This is a genomic window from Micromonospora sp. NPDC047521, assembly GCF_055587305.1.
In genome coordinates this window covers 203,140-226,497 of sequence record NZ_JBVJGN010000002.1, presented here as the reverse complement: position 1 = coordinate 226,497, position 23,358 = coordinate 203,140, and the positions used below count along the sequence as shown (strand labels likewise).

Annotated in this window: 25 protein-coding genes; 19 read left to right on the top strand and 6 right to left on the bottom strand. The window is 70.0% G+C overall.

Features of this window, described 5'->3' with window-relative positions:
* Positions 1 to 453: 453 nt before the first annotated feature.
* Positions 454 to 1,704, bottom strand: a complete 1,251-nt coding sequence (locus ACZ6N8_RS04900; RefSeq protein WP_466007596.1) for an HNH endonuclease signature motif containing protein — start codon at positions 1,702 to 1,704, stop codon at positions 454 to 456.
* Positions 1,705 to 1,763: 59 nt separating this feature from the next.
* On the bottom strand, positions 1,764 to 2,480 hold the full coding sequence (locus ACZ6N8_RS04895) for an SDR family oxidoreductase (protein ID WP_466007594.1): 717 nt from the start codon (positions 2,478 to 2,480) through the stop codon (positions 1,764 to 1,766).
* A 102-nt stretch (positions 2,481 to 2,582) separates the two neighbouring features.
* Here ACZ6N8_RS04895 and ACZ6N8_RS04890 point away from each other — a divergent pair, with 102 nt between their 5' ends.
* Positions 2,583 to 3,446: a LysR family transcriptional regulator gene (locus ACZ6N8_RS04890; protein WP_466008301.1), complete on the top strand. Its 864-nt coding sequence runs from the start codon at positions 2,583 to 2,585 to the stop codon at positions 3,444 to 3,446.
* Between the two features lie 71 nt (positions 3,447 to 3,517).
* Positions 3,518 to 4,369 carry a menaquinone biosynthetic enzyme MqnA/MqnD family protein gene (locus ACZ6N8_RS04885; protein WP_387116404.1) on the top strand — a complete coding sequence of 284 codons (852 nt, stop codon included), beginning with the start codon at positions 3,518 to 3,520 and terminating at the stop codon, positions 4,367 to 4,369.
* A gap of 78 nt (positions 4,370 to 4,447) precedes the next feature.
* Here the strand turns inward: ACZ6N8_RS04885 and ACZ6N8_RS04880 are convergent, their stop codons facing one another.
* Both ACZ6N8_RS04880 and ACZ6N8_RS04875 read right to left on the bottom strand, forming a co-directional pair.
* The gene (locus ACZ6N8_RS04880) at positions 4,448 to 5,407 is read right to left on the bottom strand and encodes a serine hydrolase (RefSeq protein ID WP_466007591.1); all 960 of its coding nucleotides are present in this window, start codon (positions 5,405 to 5,407) and stop codon (positions 4,448 to 4,450) included.
* Complete coding sequence (locus tag ACZ6N8_RS04875; protein WP_466007589.1) at positions 5,407 to 6,399, bottom strand: hypothetical protein; 993 nt, start codon at positions 6,397 to 6,399, stop codon at positions 5,407 to 5,409. The genes ACZ6N8_RS04880 and ACZ6N8_RS04875 overlap by 1 nt, the downstream gene beginning before the upstream one ends.
* A 374-nt stretch (positions 6,400 to 6,773) precedes the next feature.
* Here ACZ6N8_RS04875 and paaA point away from each other — a divergent pair, with 374 nt between their 5' ends.
* The 6 genes from paaA to ACZ6N8_RS04845 all read left to right on the top strand — a co-directional run bounded on the left by paaA (position 6,774) and on the right by ACZ6N8_RS04845 (position 10,904).
* Complete coding sequence (gene paaA / locus ACZ6N8_RS04870) at positions 6,774 to 7,853, top strand: 1,2-phenylacetyl-CoA epoxidase subunit PaaA (protein WP_466007587.1); 1,080 nt, start codon at positions 6,774 to 6,776, stop codon at positions 7,851 to 7,853.
* Positions 7,850 to 8,137 (top strand): 1,2-phenylacetyl-CoA epoxidase subunit PaaB, encoded by a 288-nt coding sequence (gene paaB / locus ACZ6N8_RS04865; RefSeq protein WP_139585175.1) that lies wholly within the window; start codon positions 7,850 to 7,852, stop codon positions 8,135 to 8,137. Before paaA ends, paaB begins: the two co-directional genes overlap by 4 nt.
* 67 nt (positions 8,138 to 8,204) lie before the next feature.
* Positions 8,205 to 8,930: a 1,2-phenylacetyl-CoA epoxidase subunit PaaC gene (paaC, locus tag ACZ6N8_RS04860; protein ID WP_466007586.1), complete on the top strand. Its 726-nt coding sequence runs from the start codon at positions 8,205 to 8,207 to the stop codon at positions 8,928 to 8,930.
* Positions 8,924 to 9,400, top strand: a complete 477-nt coding sequence (paaD, locus tag ACZ6N8_RS04855) for a 1,2-phenylacetyl-CoA epoxidase subunit PaaD (protein ID WP_466007584.1) — start codon at positions 8,924 to 8,926, stop codon at positions 9,398 to 9,400. The genes paaC and paaD overlap by 7 nt, the downstream gene beginning before the upstream one ends.
* The gene (gene paaE / locus ACZ6N8_RS04850; protein ID WP_466007582.1) at positions 9,397 to 10,506 is read left to right on the top strand and encodes a 1,2-phenylacetyl-CoA epoxidase subunit PaaE; all 1,110 of its coding nucleotides are present in this window, start codon (positions 9,397 to 9,399) and stop codon (positions 10,504 to 10,506) included. The genes paaD and paaE overlap by 4 nt, the downstream gene beginning before the upstream one ends.
* Positions 10,503 to 10,904, top strand: coding sequence for a hypothetical protein (locus ACZ6N8_RS04845; RefSeq protein WP_466007580.1), 402 nt, complete (start codon positions 10,503 to 10,505; stop codon positions 10,902 to 10,904). Before paaE ends, ACZ6N8_RS04845 begins: the two co-directional genes overlap by 4 nt.
* A 216-nt stretch (positions 10,905 to 11,120) precedes the next feature.
* On the opposite strand, the gene ACZ6N8_RS04840 is transcribed toward ACZ6N8_RS04845, so the two are convergent.
* Positions 11,121 to 11,648: a hypothetical protein gene (locus ACZ6N8_RS04840; RefSeq protein ID WP_466007578.1), complete on the bottom strand. Its 528-nt coding sequence runs from the start codon at positions 11,646 to 11,648 to the stop codon at positions 11,121 to 11,123.
* A gap of 39 nt (positions 11,649 to 11,687) precedes the next feature.
* Positions 11,688 to 12,083, bottom strand: coding sequence for a hypothetical protein (locus ACZ6N8_RS04835; RefSeq protein ID WP_466007576.1), 396 nt, complete (start codon positions 12,081 to 12,083; stop codon positions 11,688 to 11,690).
* Positions 12,084 to 12,249: 166 nt separating this feature from the next.
* Here ACZ6N8_RS04835 and mqnC point away from each other — a divergent pair, with 166 nt between their 5' ends.
* The 11 genes from mqnC to nuoF all read left to right on the top strand — a co-directional run bounded on the left by mqnC (position 12,250) and on the right by nuoF (position 23,343).
* Positions 12,250 to 13,440, top strand: a complete 1,191-nt coding sequence (gene mqnC, locus ACZ6N8_RS04830) for a cyclic dehypoxanthinyl futalosine synthase (RefSeq protein ID WP_466007574.1) — start codon at positions 12,250 to 12,252, stop codon at positions 13,438 to 13,440.
* Between the two features lie 412 nt (positions 13,441 to 13,852).
* Positions 13,853 to 15,067: an LPXTG cell wall anchor domain-containing protein gene (locus ACZ6N8_RS04825; protein WP_466007573.1), complete on the top strand. Its 1,215-nt coding sequence runs from the start codon at positions 13,853 to 13,855 to the stop codon at positions 15,065 to 15,067.
* 137 nt (positions 15,068 to 15,204) lie between these two features.
* Positions 15,205 to 15,915, top strand: coding sequence for a demethylmenaquinone methyltransferase (locus tag ACZ6N8_RS04820; protein ID WP_364369235.1), 711 nt, complete (start codon positions 15,205 to 15,207; stop codon positions 15,913 to 15,915).
* A gap of 70 nt (positions 15,916 to 15,985) precedes the next feature.
* Complete coding sequence (locus ACZ6N8_RS04815; RefSeq protein ID WP_466007570.1) at positions 15,986 to 16,210, top strand: hypothetical protein; 225 nt, start codon at positions 15,986 to 15,988, stop codon at positions 16,208 to 16,210.
* Between the two features lie 139 nt (positions 16,211 to 16,349).
* Positions 16,350 to 17,627 (top strand): geranylgeranyl reductase family protein, encoded by a 1,278-nt coding sequence (locus ACZ6N8_RS04810; RefSeq protein WP_364369231.1) that lies wholly within the window; start codon positions 16,350 to 16,352, stop codon positions 17,625 to 17,627.
* Positions 17,628 to 17,762: 135 nt separating this feature from the next.
* Positions 17,763 to 18,128 carry an NADH-quinone oxidoreductase subunit A gene (locus ACZ6N8_RS04805; RefSeq protein ID WP_007454588.1) on the top strand — a complete coding sequence of 122 codons (366 nt, stop codon included), beginning with the start codon at positions 17,763 to 17,765 and terminating at the stop codon, positions 18,126 to 18,128.
* A gap of 14 nt (positions 18,129 to 18,142) precedes the next feature.
* Positions 18,143 to 18,820, top strand: a complete 678-nt coding sequence (locus tag ACZ6N8_RS04800) for a NuoB/complex I 20 kDa subunit family protein (protein WP_466007568.1) — start codon at positions 18,143 to 18,145, stop codon at positions 18,818 to 18,820.
* Positions 18,817 to 19,554: an NADH-quinone oxidoreductase subunit C gene (locus ACZ6N8_RS04795; RefSeq protein WP_466007566.1), complete on the top strand. Its 738-nt coding sequence runs from the start codon at positions 18,817 to 18,819 to the stop codon at positions 19,552 to 19,554. Before ACZ6N8_RS04800 ends, ACZ6N8_RS04795 begins: the two co-directional genes overlap by 4 nt.
* Entirely contained in the window at positions 19,551 to 20,876 is a 1,326-nt protein-coding gene (locus tag ACZ6N8_RS04790) for an NADH-quinone oxidoreductase subunit D (RefSeq protein ID WP_139585187.1), read from the top strand. The genes ACZ6N8_RS04795 and ACZ6N8_RS04790 overlap by 4 nt, the downstream gene beginning before the upstream one ends.
* Complete coding sequence (gene nuoE / locus ACZ6N8_RS04785; protein ID WP_466007564.1) at positions 20,873 to 22,030, top strand: NADH-quinone oxidoreductase subunit NuoE; 1,158 nt, start codon at positions 20,873 to 20,875, stop codon at positions 22,028 to 22,030. The genes ACZ6N8_RS04790 and nuoE overlap by 4 nt, the downstream gene beginning before the upstream one ends.
* Positions 22,027 to 23,343 carry an NADH-quinone oxidoreductase subunit NuoF gene (nuoF, locus tag ACZ6N8_RS04780; protein WP_466007562.1) on the top strand — a complete coding sequence of 439 codons (1,317 nt, stop codon included), beginning with the start codon at positions 22,027 to 22,029 and terminating at the stop codon, positions 23,341 to 23,343. Before nuoE ends, nuoF begins: the two co-directional genes overlap by 4 nt.
* Positions 23,344 to 23,358: the final 15 nt, after the last annotated feature.

The following is a 23,358-nucleotide window of genomic DNA, read 5'->3' as shown; positions in this document are numbered from 1 at the left end:
CGGTGCAGCTCACCTCGGCCGTCAAGCGGCCTGCAACCCTACGCTCTCCGACCCACCCCCACCACCGAATTACCGAAGCGGCCACCCGATGGTGACGGCGTGGCGCGCCTTGGGTGGGGCGGGCCGGGCGTGACGCGGAGTGCTCGTGGGCGGGCAGACCCGGGCGTGGCGGGCCGGACCAGGGCGCGGCTCGCGTCGGTCGCGATTCGCTCCGGTCGTGGCTTGCTCCGGTCGTGGCTTGCTCCGGTCGTGGCTTGCTCTGGGCGTGGCTTGCTCTGGAGTGGCCTGCTCTGGGCGCGGCTCGCTCCGGCGTGGCCTGCTCCGGGCGTGGCTTGCTCTGGGCGTGGTGTGGCACTGGGCGTGGTGTGGCGCTGGGTGGTGGCGTGCCCGGTCCGGCTCGCGCTCTGACCGGTCCGTCTCGCGCTTCGAAAGGAGAAAGGCAGTCGCGTGGGCTCAGCAGCGCCGGTGGTAGAGGTTGCGGCGTGGGGTGCGGAGCGGGTCGAGCCAGCCGGGTGGGAGGAACTCGGGCTGGCCGTCCGGTGCGATGCGGACCGTCCAGTCGCCCTGGTGGATGAGCCGGTGATGATGCCCGCAGAGCAGGACGGCGTTGCCCAGGGCTGTCACACCACAATCGGCCCAGTGCCGGACGTGGTGACCGTCGCACCAACGGGAGGGCCGGTCGCAGCCCGGGAAGGCGCAACCGCCGTCGCGCAGCACCAGAGCGCGTCGCAGGGGGCCCGTGAAGAGTCGGCGCTGACGCCCGACGTCCAGGATCTGGCTGTTGCCGCCCAGCACTGCAGGCAGTACGGCGGCGTCGCAGGCGAGGCGGCGGACCGCGCCCGGTGTGAGGCGCGCGCCGGTCTCCAGGGTGCCCGCGCGTACCCCGTTGAGCAGCGCGTCCAGCGACATGGTCACCACGAGGTGCGGCCGGTCGCCGCCGTTGTCGGGCAGGGTGCCGGTGCCAAGAGCCAGCCGGCAGATCTCGCCGAGCGCGTCCGCCCGGCGCTGGCCGGGGCTGCGGTCGTCGTGGTCGCCGGACGGGGCGCTGAGTGGATCGATCGCCTCGCGCAGCAGGCTCGCGGTTTCGGTGCCGAGGTTGCCGCTGAGGCGTACCTGCCCGTCCTTCTGCTCGGACAGGGTGACGTGCCGGCGGGTCTCGGCCCGCTCGGCGGCCCGTGTGAGGGCGGCCAACTCGGCCTGGTCGGCCAGGTCGGGTGCGACGTGCGTGAGGACCCGTTCGCCGAGGCGGCTCAGGATGGTCGGGTCGAAGCGGTCTGCCCAGGCGACCAACAGCTCGGTGGCCTTGTCCGCCACCTCCGGGCCGACCTCGACCGGCAGGGCCGCGATCGTCTCCGCCACGACCCGGCCCTGCTCGACGGTGAGAGTGCCGCCGAGCAGGGCCGCGCGGACCGGTGGTGGCGCGGCATCGATCGTGGTGGCGAGCTGGACCATCTGGCGGGCCGATCGGCTCGAGAGTCGGAGCCGTTCCCGCAGCCAGACGGTTGTGGACGCGGCGCCCCGGGAGACCGCGAGGCCACGGGCGTCCAGCTCACGCACGAGACCGAGCTGAACGGTCGCCAACCGCTGCGCCACCGCGTGTGCCGCGTCGATCGATGCGAGCAGGTCGTCGTCGGACAGCGCCCAGGCAACGGCTTCGGCACAGTCGTCAACGGCACCGCCCGCCTGCGCCAACGCCCTCAACATGAACCGACGATAGAACAGGTGTACGACACTTTCGGCTCAAGATCAGGGTGCCGTCCGGCTCACCAGGGGACGACGCCCCCGTCGTCGAAGAAGCCGCCGCGCGGCCCGTCATCCGGCAGGGTGGCGAGCCGGATCGCTATCGCGGCACCCTGCTCGGGTGTCCGTGGCGCGTTGAACCCGGTGAAGTCAGTCGCCACGTAGCCGGGGCAGGCGGCGTTCACGATGACGTTCGTGTCGGCGAGCCGGCGGGCGTACTGGGCCGTGACGCTGTTGAGCATCGACTTCGACGGTGCGTACGCGGCGAGGACCGGGCCGGTCTGCAACGTCAGGGAGCCCATGTTGCTCGACATGTTGACGATGCGCGGCGAGCTGGAGCGGCGCAGCAGCGGGAGCATCGCGTTCGTCGCCCGGACCACCCCGAACACGTTCGTTTCGAGGACGGTGCGGACGACGTCGAGGTCGAGTGTCGTCGGGTCCTGCGCGCCATCGTCGGTCCGGCCGCTGATGCCCGCGTTGTTGACGAGCACGTCGAGGCGTCCTGCCGTCCGCTCGATGATCGCCGCCGCCGCGGTGACGCTGTCGTCGGAGGTGACGTCGAGGGCGACCCCTGTCGCGTCGAGACCTGCGGCACGCAGACGCTCCACGGCTTCCTCGCGCCTGGCGTCGTCCCGCGCGCCCACCGCGACCGTGAAGCCGATCGCTCCGAGGCCCTGGGCGATGGCGAAACCGATTCCCTTGTTCGCGCCGGTGACCAGCGCGATCTTCTTGTCGTTCACGCGGTTCATGCTCATCGGGTCGTGAGCCGGCGTCCAAGACCGATCCGGTACGCGGTGATACTCGGCAGGTATCAGGCGCGTTAGGCTCTGTCCGTGAGTGACCTGGAGACACGCGAACTCCGTTACTTCGTCGCCGTCGCCGAGGAACTGCACTTCGGGCGTGCCGCTGTCCGGCTCGGGATCGCCCAGCCGCCGCTCTCGCGGGCGATCCGCCAGCTGGAGCACCGGCTCGGTGTCGACCTCCTCGACCGGGACCGTCGGGGAACCGCGCTCACGGATGCCGGAAGGGTGCTACTCGGCGAGGCGAGAGCCGTCCTCGACGCGGTGGCGGCCGCCGATCGACGGACACGGCGTGCCGGTGATCCGAAACGGCCGCTGGTGCTCGCGACGAAGGCCGGGGCGTCCCACGAGCTGTTGCAACGGCTCCTGGACGCGGCTGCGAGCGAGCCCGGCGCGGTGCCTGTCGACGTGCTCCTGTGCGAGGTCGGTGAGCAGGCGGGGCTGCTGCGCAGCGGGCGCGCCGACGTGGCACTCATGCACCGTCCCTTCGACGACCTCGCCGGGTTCGACACCGAGGACCTCTGCGTCGAAGGTCAGATCGCGCTTCTGCCCGCAGGGCATCCACTCGCGTCCCTCGATCAGCTGACCATGGCGGACGTCCGCGACGTGCCGGGCCTGCCTATCGCGCGATGGCCCCGGCTGGACGGGTCGTACCCGGACGGGCCCGGACCGGAGGTGCGCACCCAGTCGCAGCTCGCCCAGCTCGTCGCGCTCGGCAAAACGCTGCTGGTGATCCCCGCCTCCAGCCGTGCCTGGCAGTGGCCCGACCACGTCGCGGTGCCGGTCGTCGACGCGCCGACAGTCACGACCGTGATCGCCTGGCCGCCGAACAGCCGCTCCCTGGCAATTGCCTCACTCGTCCGTTCCGCTGCCGACCTTCGCAACACCGCGCTGTCTGGCTCGTGAGCGGATGCGGGCTTGGCCACTCCGGGCCGGCCCGCCGAGCCCCGCCGGAACGCCGGGGATACGGTCGGGTCATGGCTGAGCGCATCGCACGCCCGCGAGTAGGGCACATCCAGTTCCTGAACTGCCTGCCGATCTACTGGGGCCTGATGCGCTCGGGTGCCCTCCTCGACGTCGACCTGCACAAGGACTCGCCGGACCGGTTGAGCGCGGCGCTTGTCGCCGGTGACCTCGACATCGGCCCGATCACGCTCATGGAGTACCTGCGGCACGCCGACGAGCTGCTCCTCCTGCCGGACCTGGCGGTGGGCAGCGATGGGCCGGTGCTCTCGGTCAACCTGGTCTCGACCAGGCCCCTCGCCGAGCTGGACGGCGCGAAGGTCGCGCTCGGCTCGACGTCCCGCACCGGGGTGATGCTGGCCCAGCTGCTGCTCGCCGAGCGGTACGACGTGCGGCCCGACTACTTCCGCTGCCCGCCGGACCTGACCCAGATGCTGCTGGAGGCCGACGCCGGTGTGCTGATCGGGGACGTGGCGCTGCGGGCGCTCTACGACGCGCCGCAGCGCGGCCTCACGGTCACCGACCTCGGTCAGGCGTGGCGGGAGTGGAGTGGGCTGCCGATGGTCTTCGCCGTCTGGGCGGTTCGCCGCGATTTCGCCGCCGCCCATCCGGGCCTGGTCAAGGAGGTCCACGAGGCGTTCCTACGCTCGCGTGACCTGTGCCTGGCCGAGCTGGACCAGGTCGCCGAGGCGGCTGCCCGGTGGGAGACGTTCGACGCCGCGACGCTCGCCACGTACTTCCGGACCCTTGACTTCTCGCTGGGTGACCGGCAGGTCGCGGGGCTGCGAGAGTTCGCCCGGCGGGTCGCGGCGCTCGGGGAGGTTCCGGAGCTGCCGGACGGCGGCCCCGAGTTCTTCGCCGGCTGAGCCGGCGGGCACGCCAGCCGGCTCAGCCGCCGGCACGCGCCAGCCGGCACGGCCGGCCGGCTGGCGTTGAGCTGGGGGTCAGGTGCCGGGGCGGAGCAGCGCCTCGGTGATCTTCTCGCAGTTCTTCATGCCGTAGTCGTAGCCCATGTCGATCGGGTACTTGACCATCACGCCCATCGTCCAGGTGTCGCCGATGGCCAGGCAGTTGATGTGCATCTCCTGCTCCCTGGTCCGGTCGATCCACCCGTTCTTGATGGCGATCTGCTTCTGCTCGTCGGCCGGGAACGCCTTGCGGATGCCGAAGTCACCGGCGCCGCGCACCAGCTTCATCTCGTTGAGCAGCCACTTGGTCCACTTCGGGCCGGCGGCCGTGCCGGTGGCGATGCAGTTGCCCAGGCGGGCGGTGTCGCGCGGGGAGAGTGCCGTCCGGGACCAGCCCTTGTCGGGGGCGACGCTGCTGTCGGTGAGCTTGCACGTGGAGATCAGTCGCTTGATCGAGGCGTCCCGGCCCACCGTGTTGTAGAACTGCTCGGCGCGGGTGTTGTCGCTGTCCCTGATGATCCGCGTCGCGTCGGCGAGCTTCGCGTCGCTCGGCGTCTGACCGTTGTCGGCCGCGCGGCGGAGGTAGTCGGCGACGATCCAGGCCTTGATCATCGAGGCGGTGGTGCTGGTCTCGCCCATGTTCTTCGAACCGATGATCTTTCCGGTCCGACGGTCGAGCACACTCCAGGAGTACCAGCCCTCGATGTCGAGCTTGAGATCCTTCGCCACGAACGGCAGCGGCTCCAGCGACGGGCTGGGGCTGGGTGACGGCGCGGCCGGCTGGCGGGCGCTGCGGTCGGTGGCCGTGCCTGTGGACCGGCCGCCGGGCGTACCGGAATCACCCCACCGGGCGGCGGCGGACGACTCGAACGGCGACCCGGGCAGCAGTCGCAGCGACACCAGCACCAGCCCGATCAGGATGACCGCGATGGCGATCAACCGGAGTGGGGACGCCTCACCACCGCCGCGCCTGTCGACCCGACGGTTGCCGGCCATCAGAGCCTCCCGACGGGCTGCTGCGGCACCTTCAGCGCGGCGCCCGGCTGCGGGGTGACCAACTGGGTGGCGACGCTAGCGCAGACCTGCGCCCCGTAGTCCAGTCCACTTCTGATCGGATAGCGCAGCATCACCGCGAGGCTCCACTTGCCGTTGACGGCCAGACAGTTGACGTGCCAGTTGCCGTCGTACGCGATGGGGGTCCAGCCGTTCTTCATGCTGACCGGGCCCTGGGCGGTGATCGACTTGGGCAGGCCGTCGATGATCCCCCATCGGCCGCCGCCCGAGCTTGCCTTCTGGTCCTTGGCGGCGGTGGTGCCCCTGACCTTGCTCATCTGGTCGAGCACCCACTTCGTCCACTTCGGGCCGGCGGCCTTGCCGTCGGCGATGCAGTCGCCGAGCCGGACGGCGTCGCGGGGGGACATCCGGGTGAAGCTCCAGTAGCCGGTGTACGGCTTGACGTTGCCCCGCTTGGTGTCGGTCAGCCCGCAGATCTTGATTGCCCGCTGGATCACCGCGTCGGGCGTGCTGCTGGTCGAGGCCCGGTACGAGCCACCGGCGGCGGAGTGGACCTTGTTGGCGGCGCCGTCGTTGCTGTCGATGATGGCCAGCCGGGACGCCTCCTTCAGCGCCGCGGGCGGCTCCCTGTCACCGAGCTGCCGCAGGTAGTCGGAGACAATCCACGCCTTGATCATCGACTCGGTGGAGCTGGTCGAGGTCATGTTGGGCGATCCGGAGATCTTGCCGGTCTGCCTGTCCATCAGCGCCCATGAGAAGAACTCGCCCTTGAAGCTCACCGACACCGGGCCGGCCGCCAGGGTGGGCGGCGGTGGTGGGGTGGGTGCGGGCGCGGCGACTGTCGAGGCGGCGCCGCCGCCTCCGCCTGCGCTGCTGGTGCCGTCGGCCAGTCGGGCGTACGCGGTGGGGACCAGCAGGACGCCACCGAGCAGGACCGCCGCGACGGCGAGCACCATGGTCACGCGAGATCGCATGAGTTGGGTGAGCTCCAGATGTCAGGGCCGGGGGGACCGGCTTGTTGTCCGGGGCGACCGGGTGCGATCGCCGAGGCCGGGGGAGGTGGCCTCTGTGGAGACGGCGATTCTGGGCAGCCGATCGATGTGACCGGCAGAAGTCTACGTCCGGACCGGCGGCTCGCCAGAACCCGACACCAGGCAACTTGCAATGAAGACGGGATATCGGCACGGTATGCGGCTTCTGAGAGGGTTCATCTTTCGACCGTGAGCTAGCTCATAGACCGACGGGTCGCGCAACGTGAGGAAAAACCGCCTGTTCGTGACCGAAGGTGACTCCGGTTTCCTGTTACACCCCCTGGTGCATCAAGGCGCAAGCTGTAACACTTGTCCTCATGTATGGCAACGACTTCTCCGCGCCGGCGGACGCTCCGGACGACCCGCCCGGCGGCGGCCTGCTGGGTGAGGTCGAGGCGGCCGAGGCCGACCTGCGCGCGGCGGCAGCGCGCGAGCGGCGCGGCGGACCCGCGCCGGACGAGGACCTGGCCGCGTACTTCGCCGACGTGGTGGGGGCCGAGCAGAAGATCGAGCCGCGCGACTGGATGCCCGAGGCGTACCGCCGGACGCTGATCCGGCAGATCGCCCAGCACGCCCACTCCGAGATCATCGGCATGCAGCCGGAGGGCAACTGGATCAGCCGGGCGCCGTCGCTCAAGCGCAAGGCGATCCTGCTGGCCAAGGTGCAGGACGAGGCGGGCCACGGGCTCTACCTGTACGCCGCCGCCGAGACCCTCGGCATCAGCCGCGACGAGCTTGTCCAACTGCTCCTGGACGGGAAGCAGAAGTACAGCTCGATCTTCAACTACCCCACCCTGACCTGGGCCGACGTCGGCGCGATCGGCTGGCTGGTGGACGGCGCGGCGATCGTCAACCAGGTGCCGCTGTGCCGCTGCTCCTACGGCCCGTACGCCCGGGCGATGATCCGGGTCTGCAAGGAGGAGTCGTTCCACCAGCGCCAGGGCTACGAGATCCTGCACACCCTCGCGCACGGCACGGCCGGGCAGAAGGCCATGGCCCAGGACGCGGTGGACCGCTGGTGGTATCCGTCGCTCGCCATGTTCGGCCCCCCGGACGGTGACTCCACGCACTCCGCCCAGTCGATGGCCTGGAAGATCAAGCGTTTCTCGAACGACGACCTGCGGCAGCGCTTCGTCGACATGTGCGTCGGGCAGGCCGAGGTGCTCGGGCTGCGCATCCCCGATGACGACCTGCGCTGGAACGAGGAGCGGCAGGCGTACGACTACACCCAGCCGGACTACGACGAGCTGATGCGGGTGATCTCCGGCAACGGGCCGTGCAACAGGGAGCGGATGGCGCACCGGCGGGCCGCCCACGCCGACGGCGCATGGGTACGCGAGGCCGCCGCGGCGTACGCCGCCAAGCGGGCGGAACAGAAGGAGAAGGTGGCCGCGTGAGCACCGAACACTCGCCGCTGTGGGAGGTCTTCGTGCGCGCCCGGCGCGGGCTGTCGCACACCCACGTCGGCAGCCTGCACGCCCCCGACGCCGAACTGGCCCTGCGTAACGCCCGGGATCTCTACACCCGGCGGCAGGAGGGCGTGTCGATCTGGGTGGTGCCGGCCGGCGCGATCACCGCGTCCAGCCCGGACGAGAAGGACGCCTTCTTTGACCCGGCCGCCGACAAGGTCTACCGCCACCCCACGTTCTACGAGGTGCCGGACGGGGTGGCCCACCTGTGAGCGAGCGAACCAGCCAGCTCAGCAACGCGGCGCTTCGCGCCGCCGCCGAGCGCAGCGAGGTGGCGGCGTGAACGGACCCTTCGACTTCGCTCTCGGCCTCGGTGACGACGCGTTGGTCGCCGCGCAGCGGCTGGCCGAGTGGACCACCCGCGCCCCGGAGATGGAAGAGGACATCGCGCTGGCCAACATCGCCCTCGACCAGCTCGGCGCGGCGCGCCTGCTGCTGTCGTACGCGGGTGAGCTGGAGGGCGCGGGCCGGGACGAGGACGCGCTGGCGTACCTGCGCGACGACCGCGAGTTCCGCAACGTGCTCCTGGTCGAGCTGCCCAACGGCGACTTCGCGGTGACGATGGCGAAGCTGTTCTTCCTGGCCGCGTACCAGCTTCCGCTCTACACGGCGCTTGCTGGTTGCGGCGACGAGCGGCTGGCCGCGATCGGCGCGAAGGCACGCAAGGAGTCGGCGTACCACCTGGACCACGCCGCGCTGTGGGTGAAGCGGCTCGGCGACGGCACCGAGGAGTCGCACAGTCGCATGCAGTCGGCAGTCGACGAGGTGTGGCCGTACACCCATGAGCTGTTCACCGCGGACCCGGCGGCGCCTGTCGACCCGGCCACCCTGCGGCAGGCGTTCGACGAGACCGTCGATGCGGTGCTGACCGAGGCGACGCTGACCCGGCCGGGGAGCGCCTGGGCGCCGGCCGGCGGCCGGGCCGGTGTGCACACCGAGCACCTGTCCTACCTGCTGGCCGAGATGCAGGTGCTGCACCGCGCCCATCCCGGGGCGACGTGGTGAACCCCAGGGACGCGGCCGCGTCGGTGGTGGACCCGGAGATCCGGGTGATCACCATCGACGAGCTGGGCATCCTGCGGGCGGTCGAGGAGGATCCGGCGAGTGGCCGGATCACCGTCACCATCACCCCGACCTACACGGGCTGCCCGGCGATGGACGTGATCCGGGCCGACATCAGGCGGGCGCTCGCCGCCGCCGGCCACGCCGACGCGGAGGTCCGGACCGTCTACAGCCCACCGTGGAGCACCGACTGGATCTCCGAGGGTGGGCGCGCCAAGCTCGCCGCCGCCGGGATCGCCCCGCCGGAGCCGGTACGCGCCCCCGGCGTCGTGTCGTTGACCCTCGCGGTCCGGTGCCCGCAGTGCGGCTCACCGGAGACCGAGCAGGTCAGCAGGTTCGGCTCGACCGCCTGCAAGGCGCTGTGGCGTTGCCGTTCCTGCTCCGAACCCTTCGACCACCTGAAGGCGCTGTGACTGTCACCATCACCCGCCCGGTCCGCCGCCGGCCGGTCTTCCACCCGCTGTCCGTCGCCGCAGTCGACAGGCTCACCGACGACTCCGTGGCGGTGACCTTCGCCGTACCCGAGGATCTGCGGGAGACCTTCGCGTTCCGCGCCGGCCAGCACCTCACCGTGCGGCGGGTCACCGACGACGGCGAGGACGTGCGCCGGTCGTACTCCATCTGTTCCACCCCCGACGACCTGACCCGGCACGGCCGGTTGCGGATCGGGGTGCGGGAGGTCCCCGGCGGCGCCTTCTCGGCGTTCGCCTGCGGAGCGCTGCGCGGCGGCGACACGGTAGAGGTGCTGCCGCCGCTCGGCACCTTCACGACGGCCTTCGCGCCGGACCGGGTACGCCACTACGGCGCGGTCGTCGCCGGCTCCGGCATCACACCGGTGCTCGGGCTGGTCGCGACCGCCCTGGCCGTCGAGCCGGCCAGCACGTTCACAGTGGTGTACGGCAACCGCACGGCGAACACGGTGATGTTCGCCGAGGAGTTGGCCGACCTGAAGGACCGCTACCCCACCCGGCTGCACCTGGTGCACGTGCTGTCCCGGGAGCAGGGCGAGTCGCCGCTGCTCTCCGGCCGGATCGACGCCGAGCGGCTGGAGCGTCTGCTGGGCACGATCGTGCCGGGCGACCTGATCGAGGAGTGGTTCCTCTGCGGCCCGTACGGCATGGTGGTCGACGTCCGGGACGTGCTGACCGCGCGGGGGCTGCCCGAGTCGGCGGTACGCACCGAACTGTTCCACGTCGACACCCCGCCGGAGCCGGTGCGCCGCCCCGTCGACCAGCCGGGTGCCGGCACCGAGGTGACGATCGTGCTGGACGGCAGGTCGTCGAGCTTCACGATGGGCCGCGAGGAGCGGGTGCTGGACGCCGCGCTGAAGGTGCGCGGCGAACTGCCGTACGCCTGCAAGGGCGGTGTCTGCTCGACCTGCAAGGCGAAGGTCGTCGACGGGTCGGTCACGATGGCCCGCAACTACGCCCTGGAGCCCGACGAGTTGGCCGCCGGCTACGTGCTGACCTGCCAGTCCAGCCCGACCACCGACAAGCTCACTGTCGACTACGACGCATGACGGCGCCGAACGACAGGGAGTTCGTCGAGCGGTTCGCCGAGGTCACCGGCGGGCGGCGTCCGACCGGGTACGTGGAGGGGTGGGAGCAGTTCGTCGAGTTCTGCGAGGAGGGGTACGACGACAACCTCGACGAGTACTGGTTCGACCTCAGCATCCGGGACGCCATCGAGAGGGTGCTGACCGACGAACGGTTGCTCGGTTTCCCGCAGCTGTTGTGGGTCCGGGAGCGGGTCGGGGCGGCGGACGAACGGTTCCGAGCGCTGCTCTCCGAGCAGCCGATGCCGGGGCGTGCCGAGCGGTCGTGGTGGGAGGCGTACGTGCCGGCGTGGGTGGGGCCGGAGCTCGCGGCGGAGCTGCGGGACACCTACGGCATACACGTCGAGATTCGCGAAAGCTGAGTAGACCCGACAGCTGCCGTGACGGTGCGAGGCGGCCCTAGATCATTCCGCCCTGGCGGTTTGGTCCCGGCGCGGGAGTTGGAACGGCCCAATTCCTTGTCCGTGAGGGACGGGCAAAGGTAGCCTGGCAACTGCCAGGGGCATTAGCTCCTAGGAAGTGGACCCGGCAGCCTTCCGGACGGTGGGTGAGCCGGGTCTCGCGTTTCCCGGGCCTGGTCAAAGCTGCCGCGTCTCCCTGACGACGCGCTGCACGGACGTCTTCCATCGGCCACCCTTGGCCCAGCACCAGGCCAATGCGTCCGGAATGGCCAGCAGGCACTCCTCGTGGGCTCTCAGTTGGTCGTAACGCAGGTTGCCGGACGTCCCCGACTTCCTCACCTGCTCGAAGAGCAGACGCTGGTCGGCTTGGAATGTCGAATCATCACGCTCCAGGACGAGGCGTGCGGCGTTTATCTTCGTGGCGTGCTCCACGAGTTCGACGAGGCAGGCCTCCCGCGCCACCCTGGGGTCACGGTGTCTCCTTGCATCGAAGATCACCGCGTGCGCAGGCAGTGTGACGACGGCAGCGATTATTTGTTGGCGTCGATCGTCCTTCTCCTTATGGAAGTGGATGCGGCGCTGGCCGGGCAGGATCAGATTGCGAATGGTCCGGCGGGCAGCGGCCAGGTCCGCCGGAAGCACGACCGCCGCCGCGGCGAGAAGCCCTCGCTCCTTCGTCTCGTCCACGAAGACGTGCGCGTTCATGGCGCGTGGACCCTTCCTGTGGTGGTCGCTGACCCTGACCTACGCGTTGACGATGTCCCGGATTCGGTCCAACTTCTGCTGAGGTGTCAGCGCTGCCGGGTTCTTGGTGCCGATGGCGTCGAGTTCCGCGCGTACATCGCAGTCGTCGGGCTGAAGCACAGCATCGATCACTCGTGCCCGCGGCCCGCCATCCCGAACGTAAATCCAGACCGTCTGCCACTGGCGCGGCTCGGTGTTGATTTCGGCAGTGAGTCGCTCTGGAGGGAAGAAGCCCAAGCCGGTCGCTCTGAGTGTCTCGGCGATCTCCGCGAGAACCCAACGGCCGAGCTTCCGGTAGCCCAACTCGTCCCGTAACTCGCCGAGAGTTGCTTGCGTTAATCCGCCGTCGGCTCGACACCGGGCAGCGATGCCCGGAGCGGTGTCCGTGTCGCTCATATCTCGCCTCCCTCAACCCCAGCGATATCTTCATGACCGATGCATAAGATGTCAATAGACTATCTACAACATATTTTGATCTTGTAAATATAACCCCACTCCGTTGGGGATCACATCAGCGTCCCCAGGTCAGCGAGACGAGTTGACGCCGACGTAGGCTCAGGGGGTGACGGTGAGCCGGGAGATCGACGACATCCTGCAGCGCGGCGCGGACGGCGGGCGGGTCACGCCCGAGGAGGCCCTGCTGCTCTACACCGAGGCGCCCTTCCACGCGTTGGGCGAGGCGGCGGACGCGGTGCGCCGGCGGCGCTACCCGGACAACGTCGTCACCTACCTGATCGATCGCAACATCAACTACACGAACGTCTGCGTGACGGCGTGCAAGTTCTGCGCCTTCTACCGCGCGCCCAAGCACTCCGAGGGGTGGACCCACCCGACCGAGGAGATCCTGCGCCGGTGCGGCGAGGCGGTCGAGCTGGGCGCGACCCAGGTGATGCTCCAGGGCGGGCACCACCCGGACTACGGCGTGGAGTACTACGAGGAGTTGTTCTCCTCGGTCAAGCAGGCGTACCCGCAGCTCGCCATCCACTCGATCGGCCCGAGCGAGATCCTGCACATGGCCAAGGTGTCCGGGGTGAGCCTGGACGAGGCCATCGCGCGCATCAAGACCGCCGGTCTGGACTCGATCGCGGGTGCCGGCGCGGAGATGCTGCCGGAGCGTCCGCGCAAGGCCATCGCACCGCTCAAGGAGTCGGGCGAGCGCTGGTTGGAGGTCATGGAGCTGGCCCACCGGCAGGGCATCGAGTCGACGGCCACCATGATGATGGGCACCGGTGAGACGCACGCCGAGCGGATCGAGCACCTGCGGATGATCCGTGACGTGCAGGACCGCACCCGCGGTTTCCGGTCGTTCATCCCGTGGACGTACCAGCCGGAGAACAACCACCTCAAGGGCCGCACGCAGGCGACCACGCTCGAGTACCTGCGCCTCGTCGCGGTGGCCCGACTGTTCTTCGAGACCGTCCCGCACCTCCAGGCGTCCTGGCTGACCACAGGCAAGGACGTCGGGCAGCTCTCCCTGCACATGGGCGTGGACGACCTCGGGTCGATCATGCTGGAGGAGAACGTGATCTCCTCGGCGGGCGCGCGGCACCGCTCCAACCTGCACGAGCTGATCGGCATGATCCGCTCGGCGGACCGGATCCCCGCGCAGCGGGACACGCTCTACAACCGGCTCGCCGTGCACCACACGCCTGCCGACGACCCGACCGACGAGCGGGTGGTCTCGCACTTCTCCTCGATCGCCCTGCCGGGCGGTGGGGCTGGCCGGTCGCTGCCCCTCGTCGAGGTCAACTGACCCGGCCGTTCGGCTGACCGGGGCTCGTGCTCCCGCCCGACCACGGTGGCCGGTACGGGTGGTCCCGGCCGTCGCAACGTCCGGCTGTCCCGTCCGGGGCTGGTGGAGATGATCGTCGGCGGCTAGCGTCCCGGCTCGTATCCGTCGCCACCGTGGATCGACGAAATCGGCGCGACCCTGCTGCTGGCGGATGGTCTGATGGTCCTGGTCGGGGCTGTCCTCCATCGGCCCGTGAGGGTCGTCCACATAACGCACGGCGGTACGGGCGGGATGGGTCACCATCCCGCCCGTGCCGTCTCCGGGTCCGGACCGGACGGCTGGAAGTGGTGCGCGCCGCTGGCGTGGGACATCGACCTTCGATAACGTCCCCCCGGTTCCGCAACCACTGATTTCCCTATCCCCCGGGGGACTGATGACCGCGTTCCACCGCTCGGCGCTGGCTCGTGCCGGCGTCGTGGCCCTGCTGGCGGCCGGTGGCCTGGCCACCGTCGCCGCCCCGGCGCACGCCGCCGACACGGCCGAGATCAGCCTGCAACCGATCAGTACGACCCTTGCCAAGGGTGTCGACGCGGCGCGCGCGAAGCCGTTCAAGTTCACAGTGACCAACTCCGGCACCGCCGACGCCAAGAACGTCGTCGTCCGGGTGGACACCCGTGAGCTGAGGCGCAAGCGGGTCGGCCTGGTCCCTCCCGCCGACTGCGTGCTCAGCACCACCGGCATCTACAGCTGCCCCCTCGGCGATCTGCCGGCCGGCACCAGCGAGGACTTCGGCATCCCGCTTTTCAGCACGGGCGGCCGTGGGGACGGCGGGGTGCTGGGCGTCGGCGTCACCACCACGACCCCGCAGAACAACATCGAGGACGACACCGTCGAGGTGCCGATCACCGTCGCGAAGCCCGGTTACGACCTGACCGCCTGGGCGCAGGATGTGCAGGCCAACGTCGTGGTCAACGGCGCCGTCATCGACGAGCCCGACCTCAAGCCGGTCCCCCGTGGGGCGACGGTGCCGCTGGACTGGGCCGTCTACAACGACGGCAGCCGCAAGGCCACAGGCATCTTCTTCGGCCTGACCCTGCCGGTGGGCGTCACCTTCGCGAAGAAGCCACAGGGCTGCCTCGAGCAGGTCTACCTGGGCAAGCAGCAGCTGTTCTGCGAGGACGCCGGCGCGGTCGTCAAGCCCGGGCAGTACTACACCGCCGACGTCCAGGTGACCGTCGGCGACGGCGTGACCGAGCCGATCCTGCACGAGGGTGATCTCTTCGGGTACGGGTTGGACGCCGCCGAGGGCAAGCCGGAGCAGGAGCCGAAGGCGGCCACCTCCACGCAGCGCAAGACCTTCACCGAGGTCGACGTGCTGGACAACCACACGACCTTCGAGGCGTTCGTCGACCTCCGCGCGCAGCCGACCCCGACGGCCACGCCGACCGTGACGCCGACGCCGGGAGCGACCACCTCGCCGGGTGCCGGCGGCGGTGCGGGCGGAGGACTGCCGGTGACAGGTGTGCAGGCCGGCCTGATCGGTGGCATCGGCGGTCTGATCCTGCTCGTGGGTGGGGCACTGCTGGTGCTCTCCCGCCGCCGCAAGGTCGTCCTGGTCACCCCGGGCGACGAGAAGTCGACCGACTGACGTAGCAGCGACGCGGGGGCGGGGTGGGCGACCACCCCGCCCTTTCGCGTCCCCGGCCGGGCCGCGCCGGTTCCCGCACCCCGGGGGTACGCGGACCCAGCGGTCGACCGTCGGGGCGTGGCTGGCAGAGTGGAGGGGTGAGCCGTACCCCGCAGGGCCAGCGAGCCAGCCTGGACAAGCAGCCGCACGAGGTCGCCGCGATGTTTGACGGCGTGGCGGAGCGTTACGACCTGACCAACACGGTGCTCTCCTTCGGCCAGGACCGTTCCTGGCGTCGGTCCACCCGGGCGGCGCTCGGGTTGCGACCGGGCGAGCGGGTGCTGGACGTGGGCGCGGGCACCGGTGTCTCGACGCTGGAGCTGGCGCAGTCCGGGGCGTACGCGGTGGGTGCGGACCTGTCGCTGGGCATGCTGTACGCGGGCAAGCGGGCCCGACCGCAGGTGCCGTTGCTGGCCGGTGACGCGCTCCGGCTGCCGTTCGCGGACGCGAGCTTCGACGCGGTGACCATCTCGTTCGCCTTGCGCAACGTCAACGACACCGACGCGGCCCTGCGCGAGCTGGCCCGGGTGACCCGCCCCGGTGGGCGGCTGGTGGTGTGTGAGTTCAGCACCCCGGTCAACCCGGCCTTCCGGACGGTGTACCTGTCGTACCTGATGCGGTCCCTGCCCGCGGTGGCCCGCACGGTCTCCAGCAACCCCGAGGCGTATGTCTACCTGGCCGAGTCGATCCGGGCCTGGCCGGACCAGGCCGCCCTCGCCGGGCGGGTCGCCGCGGCGGGTTGGGGTCGGGTGGCGTGGCGCAACCTGACCGGCGGCGTGGTCGCCCTGCACCGGGGAATCCGCGAGTAGGTCCGCTATCCCGCGCGCACAATTCGTGAATATCCGGCTTTAGTCCACTTTGCCCCGTACGCTCGTCCGCATGACCGGAGCAGACCGGGCGGACCCGGTGGCCGCCACCGACGACGACGCTGCCGAACTCATCGCGCAGCTCCGCGCGCTGGCCGGCGCCGACCCGGCGGAGGTCCGGCAGGTGGTCGCCCAGGTGCTGGCCGCGCTGGACCGGGCGGCCGGAGGCGCGCTGCGCGAGCACCTGCCGGAGACGATCCGCGTCGACGCGGGTCTGGACGCGCCCAGCCCGGCCTGACACTCGACTGCTGTGGACAGTCCTCGACTGTCACATCGGCGAGTTAGGTACCCCTGATCCTGCGCTGGTATGACGCCGGTCATACACTCGTCCCGTCTGGCTTGTGAAGCATTTCACGAGCGTGCGGGAGGAGGCGCGAATGACCGCGGTGGAACATGACGCCGACGTCATCGTCGTGGGCGCCGGTCCCGGTGGATCGGCGACGGCGTACCACCTGGCCCGGCATGGCGTACGGGTGCTGCTGTTGGAGAAGACCGAGTTCCCCCGGGAGAAGGTCTGCGGCGACGGGTTGACCCCGCGCGCCGTGCGCCAGCTCGTCCGGATGGGTGTGGACACCTCACCCGAGGCCGGCTGGCTGCACAACAAGGGCCTGCGGGTCATCGGCGGCGGCGTACGCCTGGAACTGGACTGGCCGGAGCTGGCGAGCTTCCCCAACTACGGGCTGGTGCGCACCCGACTGGACTTCGACGACCTGCTCGCCCAGCGGGCGGTGGCCGCCGGCGCCAAGCTGCGTACCAACGTCAACGTGCTGGGCCCCGTGCTCGACGGCGACGGCCGGGTGACGGGGGTCGAGGCGGAGGTGGGTCCCGGCAAGGAGCCGACGACCTTCCACGCGCCGCTCGTCGTGGCGGCCGACGGGGTCTCCGGTCGGTTCCCGCTCGCGCTCGGGTTGGCCAAGCGGGAGGACCGGCCGATCGGCGTGGCCGTCCGCCGCTACTACCGCTCACCGGTCAAGCACGACGACAACTACCTGGAGTCGTGGCTGGAGCTGCGCAGCAAGGACAGCGGCGACAATCTGCTGCCCGGGTACGGCTGGATCTTCGGGCTCGGTGACGGGCGGGTGAACGTCGGCCTCGGCGTGCTCAACTCGTCCTCCGCGTTCGGCAAGACCAACTACCGCCGGCTGCTCACCGACTGGCTCGCCAACACCCCCGCCGACTGGGGGATGACCGACGAGACCAACGCCGACGGCCCGATCCTCGGCGCCGCCCTGCCGATGGGCTTCAACCGGGTGCCGCACTACACCCGCGGCGTCATGCTGGTCGGCGACTCCGGCGGCATGGTCAACCCGTTCAACGGCGAGGGCATCGCGTACGCGATGGAGTCCGGCGAACTGGCGGCGGAGGTCGCCGTGCAGGCGCTCGCGCGGCCGGCCGGGCCGGAGCGCGAGCGGGCGCTGATGGCGTACCCGAACGAGCTGAAGGCCCGCCTCGGCGGCTACTACCGACTCGGCGGCATTTTCGTGAAGCTGATCGGCCGTCCGGAGATCATGCGGATCGCCACGAAGCACGGCATGCCGCATCCCACGCTGATGCGTTTCGTACTCAAGCTGCTGGCCAATCTGACCGACCCGCGTGGCGGGGACGCGATGGACCGGGTCATCAATGCGATGACGAAGGCCGCGCCAGCTGTGTAAGTAGGACGGCATCGGTGCTGGTCACAGCACCGATGCCGACAAAGATCGACCCCCGCCGGCAGCCACCGCGAGGGACGTGAATAGTGTGATTTTCGTCAAGCACCGAGGGCAGGGAAGGACGAGCAGGAGAAAACGATGTCGCTCTCGCCTTACGCACCGATCATCGGGCTGTTCGCCCTCGCCGCGGCGTTCTCGCTGTTCTCCGTTGGCGCCGCCCGCTTCGCCGGTCCACGTCGTTACAACAAGGCCAAACTCGAGGCTTACGAGTGCGGCATCGAGCCCAGCCCCCAGCCGGTCGGCGGTGGGCGGTTCCCGATCAAGTTCTACCTGACGGCGATGCTCTTCATCGTCTTCGACATCGAGATCATCTTCCTCTACCCCTGGGCGGTCTCGTTCGACGCCCTGCCGATCTTCGGCTTCGTGGAGATGGTCCTGTTCATCGTCGCGGTCTTCGTCGCGTACGCCTACGTGTGGCGTCGCGGCGGCCTGGACTGGGACTGAGGAAGGAACGTCAGATGGGCATCGAGGAGAAGCTTCCCGCCGGCGTCCTGCTCACCTCGGTGGAGAAGCTGGTCAACTGGTCCCGGAAGTCGTCCGTGTGGGGCGCCACCTTCGGCCTGGCCTGCTGCGCCATCGAGATGATGGCCGCCGGTGGTCCGCACTACGACATGGGTCGCTGGGGCATGGAGGTCTTCCGGGCCTCGCCCCGGCAGGCCGACCTGATGATCGTCGCCGGCCGGGTGAGTCAGAAGATGGCCCCGGTGCTGCGGCAGATCTACGACCAGATGGCCGAGCCCCGCTGGGTGCTCTCGATGGGCGTCTGCGCCAGCAGCGGCGGCATGTTCAACAACTACGCGATCGTGCAGGGCGTCGACCACGTGGTGCCGGTCGACATGTACCTGCCCGGCTGCCCGCCCCGCCCCGAGATGCTCATCGACGCGATCCTCAAGCTCCGCGAGAAGATCATGTACGAGCCGCTCGGCCCGAACGGCCGCAAGATGCTGGCGGCCCGGCAGGAGCGCGGCGACGTCCCGGTCGTCCCCTACGGCTCCATGCCGTCCTCGTACCGCAACGACAAGGCCCGGCGTGCCGAGTGGACCAAGGCGGTCCGTGAGGGGCGCGAGGAGCAGTTGCGGATCGAGAACTGGATGAACGCCCAGAACCACCTCCACCCGCAGGCAGGCCCCAAATGACGTCACCCACGGACAAGCCCAACGACGGCGGCGTACCGCTGCCGGTGGTGCCGGCCGGCGCCTCCAGTGGCGCTCCCGCCGAGTTGCCTCCGGCCAGCCCGGCCGGGCGGGGGATGTTCGGCAACCAGGGCTCCGGTGACGTGTCCGGCTACGGCGGCCTGGTCCGCCCGCGCCAGCCCATCGAGGAGGCCGCCCGCCCGTACGGCGGCTACTTCGACGAGGTGCGCGACGCGCTGGAGGAGGCGTACCCGGCCTTCGGCGACGCGATCGAGAAGGTGGTCGTCGACAGGGGTGAGCTGACCCTGCACGTACGCCCCGAGCGGATCGCCGAGGTCTGCCAGGTGATGCGCGACGACATGGCGCTGCGCTTCGAACTGTGCTCCTCGGTGTCCGGGGTGGACTACCTCGGCGCCGACGAGCGTCGCCTGCACGTGATCTACCAGCTCACCTCGATGACCTACCGGCGTCGGGTGCGACTGGAGGCCGCGGTCTCCGTCGAAGCCCCGCACCTGCCCAGCGTGACGGCGGTCTACCCGACCGCGGACTGGCAGGAGCGGGAGGCGTACGACATGTTCGGCATCGTCTTCGACGGCCACCCCAACCTGACCCGGATCCTCATGCCGGACGACTGGGAGGGCCACCCGCAGCGCAAGGACTACCCGCTCGGCGGCGTTCCCGTCGAGTACAAGGGCGCGGAAATCCCACCGCCGGACCGTAGGAGGTCCTACCAGTGACCACGTCGAACTACGCGACCGAGCGTGAGACCACCGAGGGTCGCGTCTTCACAGTCACCGGCGGTGACTGGGACACGATCGTCTCGGGCACCGACCCGATCAACGACGAGCGCATCGTCGTCAACATGGGTCCGCAGCACCCGTCCACGCACGGCGTGCTGCGGCTGATCCTGGAGCTGGAGGGCGAGACGGTCCGCGAGGCCCGTTCCGTCGTCGGCTACCTGCACACAGGCATCGAGAAGAACCTCGAGTACCGCAACTGGGTGCAGGGTTCGACGTTCGTGACCCGGATGGACTACCTCGCGCCGATCTTCAATGAGACGGCGTACGCCCTCGCGGTCGAGAAGCTGCTCGGGATCACCGACGACATCACCGAGCGGGCCACCACCATCCGCGTGCTGATGATGGAGCTCAACCGGATCTCGTCGCACCTGGTCTGGCTGGCCACCACGGGCATGGAGCTGGGCGCGATCTCGATCATGCTGTACGGCTTCCGCGAGCGGGAGTACATCCTCGACATCTTCGAGACCATCACCGGCCTGCGGATGAACCACGCGTACGTCCGGCCGGGCGGTGTCGCGCAGGACGTGCCGGACGAGGCGATCGTCAAGATCCGCGAGTTCCTCAAGATGATGCCGAAGAAGCTCAAGGAGTACGAGGACCTGCTCTCCGGTCAGCCGATCTGGCTGGAGCGTACGAAGAACGTGGCGGTTCTCGACGTGACCGGCTGCGTGGCACTCGGCGTCACCGGCCCGGTGCTGCGCTCCGCCGGCCTCGCCTGGGACCTGCGCAAGACGATGCCGTACTGCGGCTACGAGACGTACGAGTTCGACGTGCCGACCCACCCCGACGGTGACGTGTGGGGCCGCTACCAGGTGCGCCTCGCCGAGATCCGCGAGTCGATGAAGCTTGTCGAGCAGGCACTGGACCGGTTGAAGCCGGGCCCGGTGATGGTCGCCGACCGCAAGATCGCCTGGCCGGCGCAGCTGGCCATCGGCGTGGACGGTATGGGCAACTCGCTGGAGCACGTCGCGAAGATCATGGGTCAGTCGATGGAGTCGCTGATCCACCACTTCAAGCTCGTCACCGAGGGCTTCCGGGTTCCGCCGGGCCAGGTGTACGTCGGCATCGAGTCGCCGCGCGGCGAGTTGGGCGTGCACGCGGTCTCCGACGGTGGCACGCGGCCGTACCGGGTGCACTACCGGGAGCCGAGCTTCGTCAATCTCCAGGCCCTCCCGGCGATGGCCGAGGGTGGCCTGATCGCCGACGTGATCGCCGGTGGCGCCTCGCTGGACCCCGTGATGGGTGGTTGTGACCGATGACGACTTTCACCGACGAGACCCGCGAGCGGGCGCGCGAGATCATCGCCCGTTACCCGGCGGACCGGTCCCGCTCGGCGCTGCTGCCGCTGCTGCACCTGGTCCAGGCCGAGGAGGGGTACGTCTCCCCGGCCGGCGTGGCGTTCTGCGCCGAGGTGCTCGGGCTGAACAAGGCCCAGGTGGGCGCCGTGGCCACCTTCTACACCATGTACAAGCGCAAGCCGACAGGTGACTTCCTGGTAAGCGTCTGCACCAACACGATGTGCAACGTGCTCGGTGGCCAGGAGGTCTACGACACGCTCTCCGAGCACCTGGGCGTCGGGCACGACGAGACCACCGCCGACGGCACGATCACGCTTGAGCACGCCGAGTGCCTGGCGGCGTGCGACTACGGCCCGGTGATGACCGTCAACTACGACTTCTTCGACGGGGTCGACCCGTCGACGGCTGTCGGAGTGGTCGACGAGCTGCGCGCGGGAGGTCGGCCGATGCCGACCCGTGGCGCGCGGCTCTGCACGCTCAAGGAGATGGCGGTGCAGCTCGCCGGTTTCGCCGACGAGCGCGACGGCGCGGTCGCCGACGGCGGGCCGGGCGAGCCCACCCTGCGCGGTCTGCGGCTGGCCCAGCAGCACGGCGTCTCGGTGCCGGGCTTCGACCCGAACACCCCGATCCGCAGCAAGGCCGAGGCCGACAAGGCCGCCGCCGAGGCGAAGGCGAAGGTGGAGGCCGCCAAGCCGGCGCCCGCCGAGGCCAGCGCGGCTCCGGTCAAGGGCGGCGACGGAGCGTCCGCCCCGACGGGCGCGGCAGGCGTCGCCGAGCCGGCGAAGCCGGAGTCCGTGACGGGCAGCACCGCTCCGGACGTGAAGGCGCCTGACGACAAGTCGCCGCAGGTGCGTACCGCCGAGACCCGGCAACCGGACGCGGACACCGCAGTTCCGGACGCACCAGGCACCAAGGTTCCGACGGAGACCTCGCCGCCGGCCTCGCGCGACGCGCGGGAGGCGGAGGCCGCCGGCGCGGCGGCCAACGCGCCCGCCGGCGACGGGAAGCCCGCCGGTGACTCCACAGGCGCGCAGGAGCGCAACCTCAACGAAGCGTCGGCGGGCACCGATGGCGCGAACTCCGCCGGCGCGAACGAAACGGGGGCCCAGAAGTGACCACTCCCCGACCGGAGACGTTGGCCAAGCTGACGCCGGTGCTGACCAAGCGCTGGCTGTCGCCGGACGCCTGGCGGATCGGCACCTACGAGCAGCTCGACGGCTACGCCGCGCTGCGCAAGGCGCTCAAGGCCCACCCGGACGACCTGATCCAGCTGATCAAGGACTCGGGTCTGCGCGGCCGTGGCGGCGCGGGCTTCCCCACCGGACTCAAGTGGGGCTTCATCCCGCAGGGCGACGGCAAGCCGCACTACCTGGTGGTCAACGCCGACGAGGGCGAGCCGGGCACGTGCAAGGACCTGCCGCTGATGACCCACGACCCGCACGCGCTCGTCGAGGGCGTCATTATCGCCTCGTACGCGATCCGGGCCAGCCGCGCCTACATCTACATCCGGGGCGAGGCGGTGCACGCCGCGCGCCGACTGCGCAGCGCGGTCCAGGAGGCGTACGACAAGGGCTACCTCGGCCGGAACATTCTGCGCAGCGGCTACGACCTGGAGCTGGTGGTGCACTCCGGCGCCGGGGCGTACATCTGCGGCGAGGAGACGGCGCTGCTGGACTCGCTCGAAGGGTTCCGGGGTCAGCCCCGGCTGCGCCCGCCGTTCCCGGCCACCCACGGCCTGTACGCCAGCCCGACGGTGGTGAACAACGTCGGCACCATCGCCAGCGTGCCGCCGATCGTGCTCGGTGGCGCCGACTGGTGGAAGAGCATGGGCACCGAGAAGTCCTCCGGGCCGATGATCTACTCGCTGTCCGGCCGGGTCGCGAACCCCGGCCAGTACGAGTGCTCGATGGGTGTCACGCTGCGCGAGCTGCTGGAGCTGGCCGGCGGGATGCAGCCCGGTCACAACCTGCGGTTCTGGACGCCCGGTGGGTCGTCGACGCCGCTGCTCGCCGCCGAGCACCTCGACGTGCCACTGGACTTCGAGGGGGTGGCGGCGGCCGGCTCGATCCTGGGCACCACGGCGACCCAGATCTTCTCCGACCAGGACTGCCCGGTCTACGCGACGTACCGGTGGCTGGAGTTCTACCACCACGAGTCGTGCGGCAAGTGCACCCCGTGCCGCGAGGGCAACTACTGGATGGTCCGGGTCTACCGGCGGATCCTCGCCGGTCAGGGCACCCACGAGGATCTGGACACCCTTCTGGACACCTGCGACAACATCCTCGGTCGTTCGTTCTGCGGCCTCGGCGACGGCGCGACCAGCTCGGTGACCTCGTCGCTGAAGTACTTCAAGCAGGACTACCTCGACTACATCGAGGGACGTACCGCGCCGAAGCTGTCGGACAAGCAGCTGGTTGGAGCTCACTGATGCGAGCGCGAGGAG

Bases quoted from the DNA above. Each gene is read 5' to 3' on its own strand.
- paaA (WP_466007587.1), top strand. From the start codon at position 6,774: ATGTATGGCAACGACTTCTCCGCGCCGGCGGACGCTCCGGACGACCCG.
- ACZ6N8_RS04810 (WP_364369231.1), top strand. From the start codon at position 16,350: ATGACCGCGGTGGAACATGACGCCGACGTCATCGTCGTGGGCGCCGGT.
- ACZ6N8_RS04900 (WP_466007596.1), bottom strand. From the start codon at position 1,704: ATGTTGAGGGCGTTGGCGCAGGCGGGCGGTGCCGTTGACGACTGTGCC.
- ACZ6N8_RS04825 (WP_466007573.1), top strand. From the start codon at position 13,853: ATGACCGCGTTCCACCGCTCGGCGCTGGCTCGTGCCGGCGTCGTGGCC.
- ACZ6N8_RS04795 (WP_466007566.1), top strand. From the start codon at position 18,817: ATGACGTCACCCACGGACAAGCCCAACGACGGCGGCGTACCGCTGCCG.
- ACZ6N8_RS04800 (WP_466007568.1), top strand. From the start codon at position 18,143: ATGGGCATCGAGGAGAAGCTTCCCGCCGGCGTCCTGCTCACCTCGGTG.
- ACZ6N8_RS04880 (WP_466007591.1), bottom strand. From the start codon at position 5,407: ATGGCCGGCAACCGTCGGGTCGACAGGCGCGGCGGTGGTGAGGCGTCC.
- ACZ6N8_RS04835 (WP_466007576.1), bottom strand. From the start codon at position 12,083: ATGAGCGACACGGACACCGCTCCGGGCATCGCTGCCCGGTGTCGAGCC.
- ACZ6N8_RS04845 (WP_466007580.1), top strand. From the start codon at position 10,503: ATGACGGCGCCGAACGACAGGGAGTTCGTCGAGCGGTTCGCCGAGGTC.
- ACZ6N8_RS04840 (WP_466007578.1), bottom strand. From the start codon at position 11,648: ATGAACGCGCACGTCTTCGTGGACGAGACGAAGGAGCGAGGGCTTCTC.
- nuoE (WP_466007564.1), top strand. From the start codon at position 20,873: ATGACGACTTTCACCGACGAGACCCGCGAGCGGGCGCGCGAGATCATC.
- ACZ6N8_RS04875 (WP_466007589.1), bottom strand. From the start codon at position 6,399: ATGCGATCTCGCGTGACCATGGTGCTCGCCGTCGCGGCGGTCCTGCTC.
- ACZ6N8_RS04815 (WP_466007570.1), top strand. From the start codon at position 15,986: ATGACCGGAGCAGACCGGGCGGACCCGGTGGCCGCCACCGACGACGAC.
- ACZ6N8_RS04885 (WP_387116404.1), top strand. From the start codon at position 3,518: ATGGCTGAGCGCATCGCACGCCCGCGAGTAGGGCACATCCAGTTCCTG.
- ACZ6N8_RS04805 (WP_007454588.1), top strand. From the start codon at position 17,763: ATGTCGCTCTCGCCTTACGCACCGATCATCGGGCTGTTCGCCCTCGCC.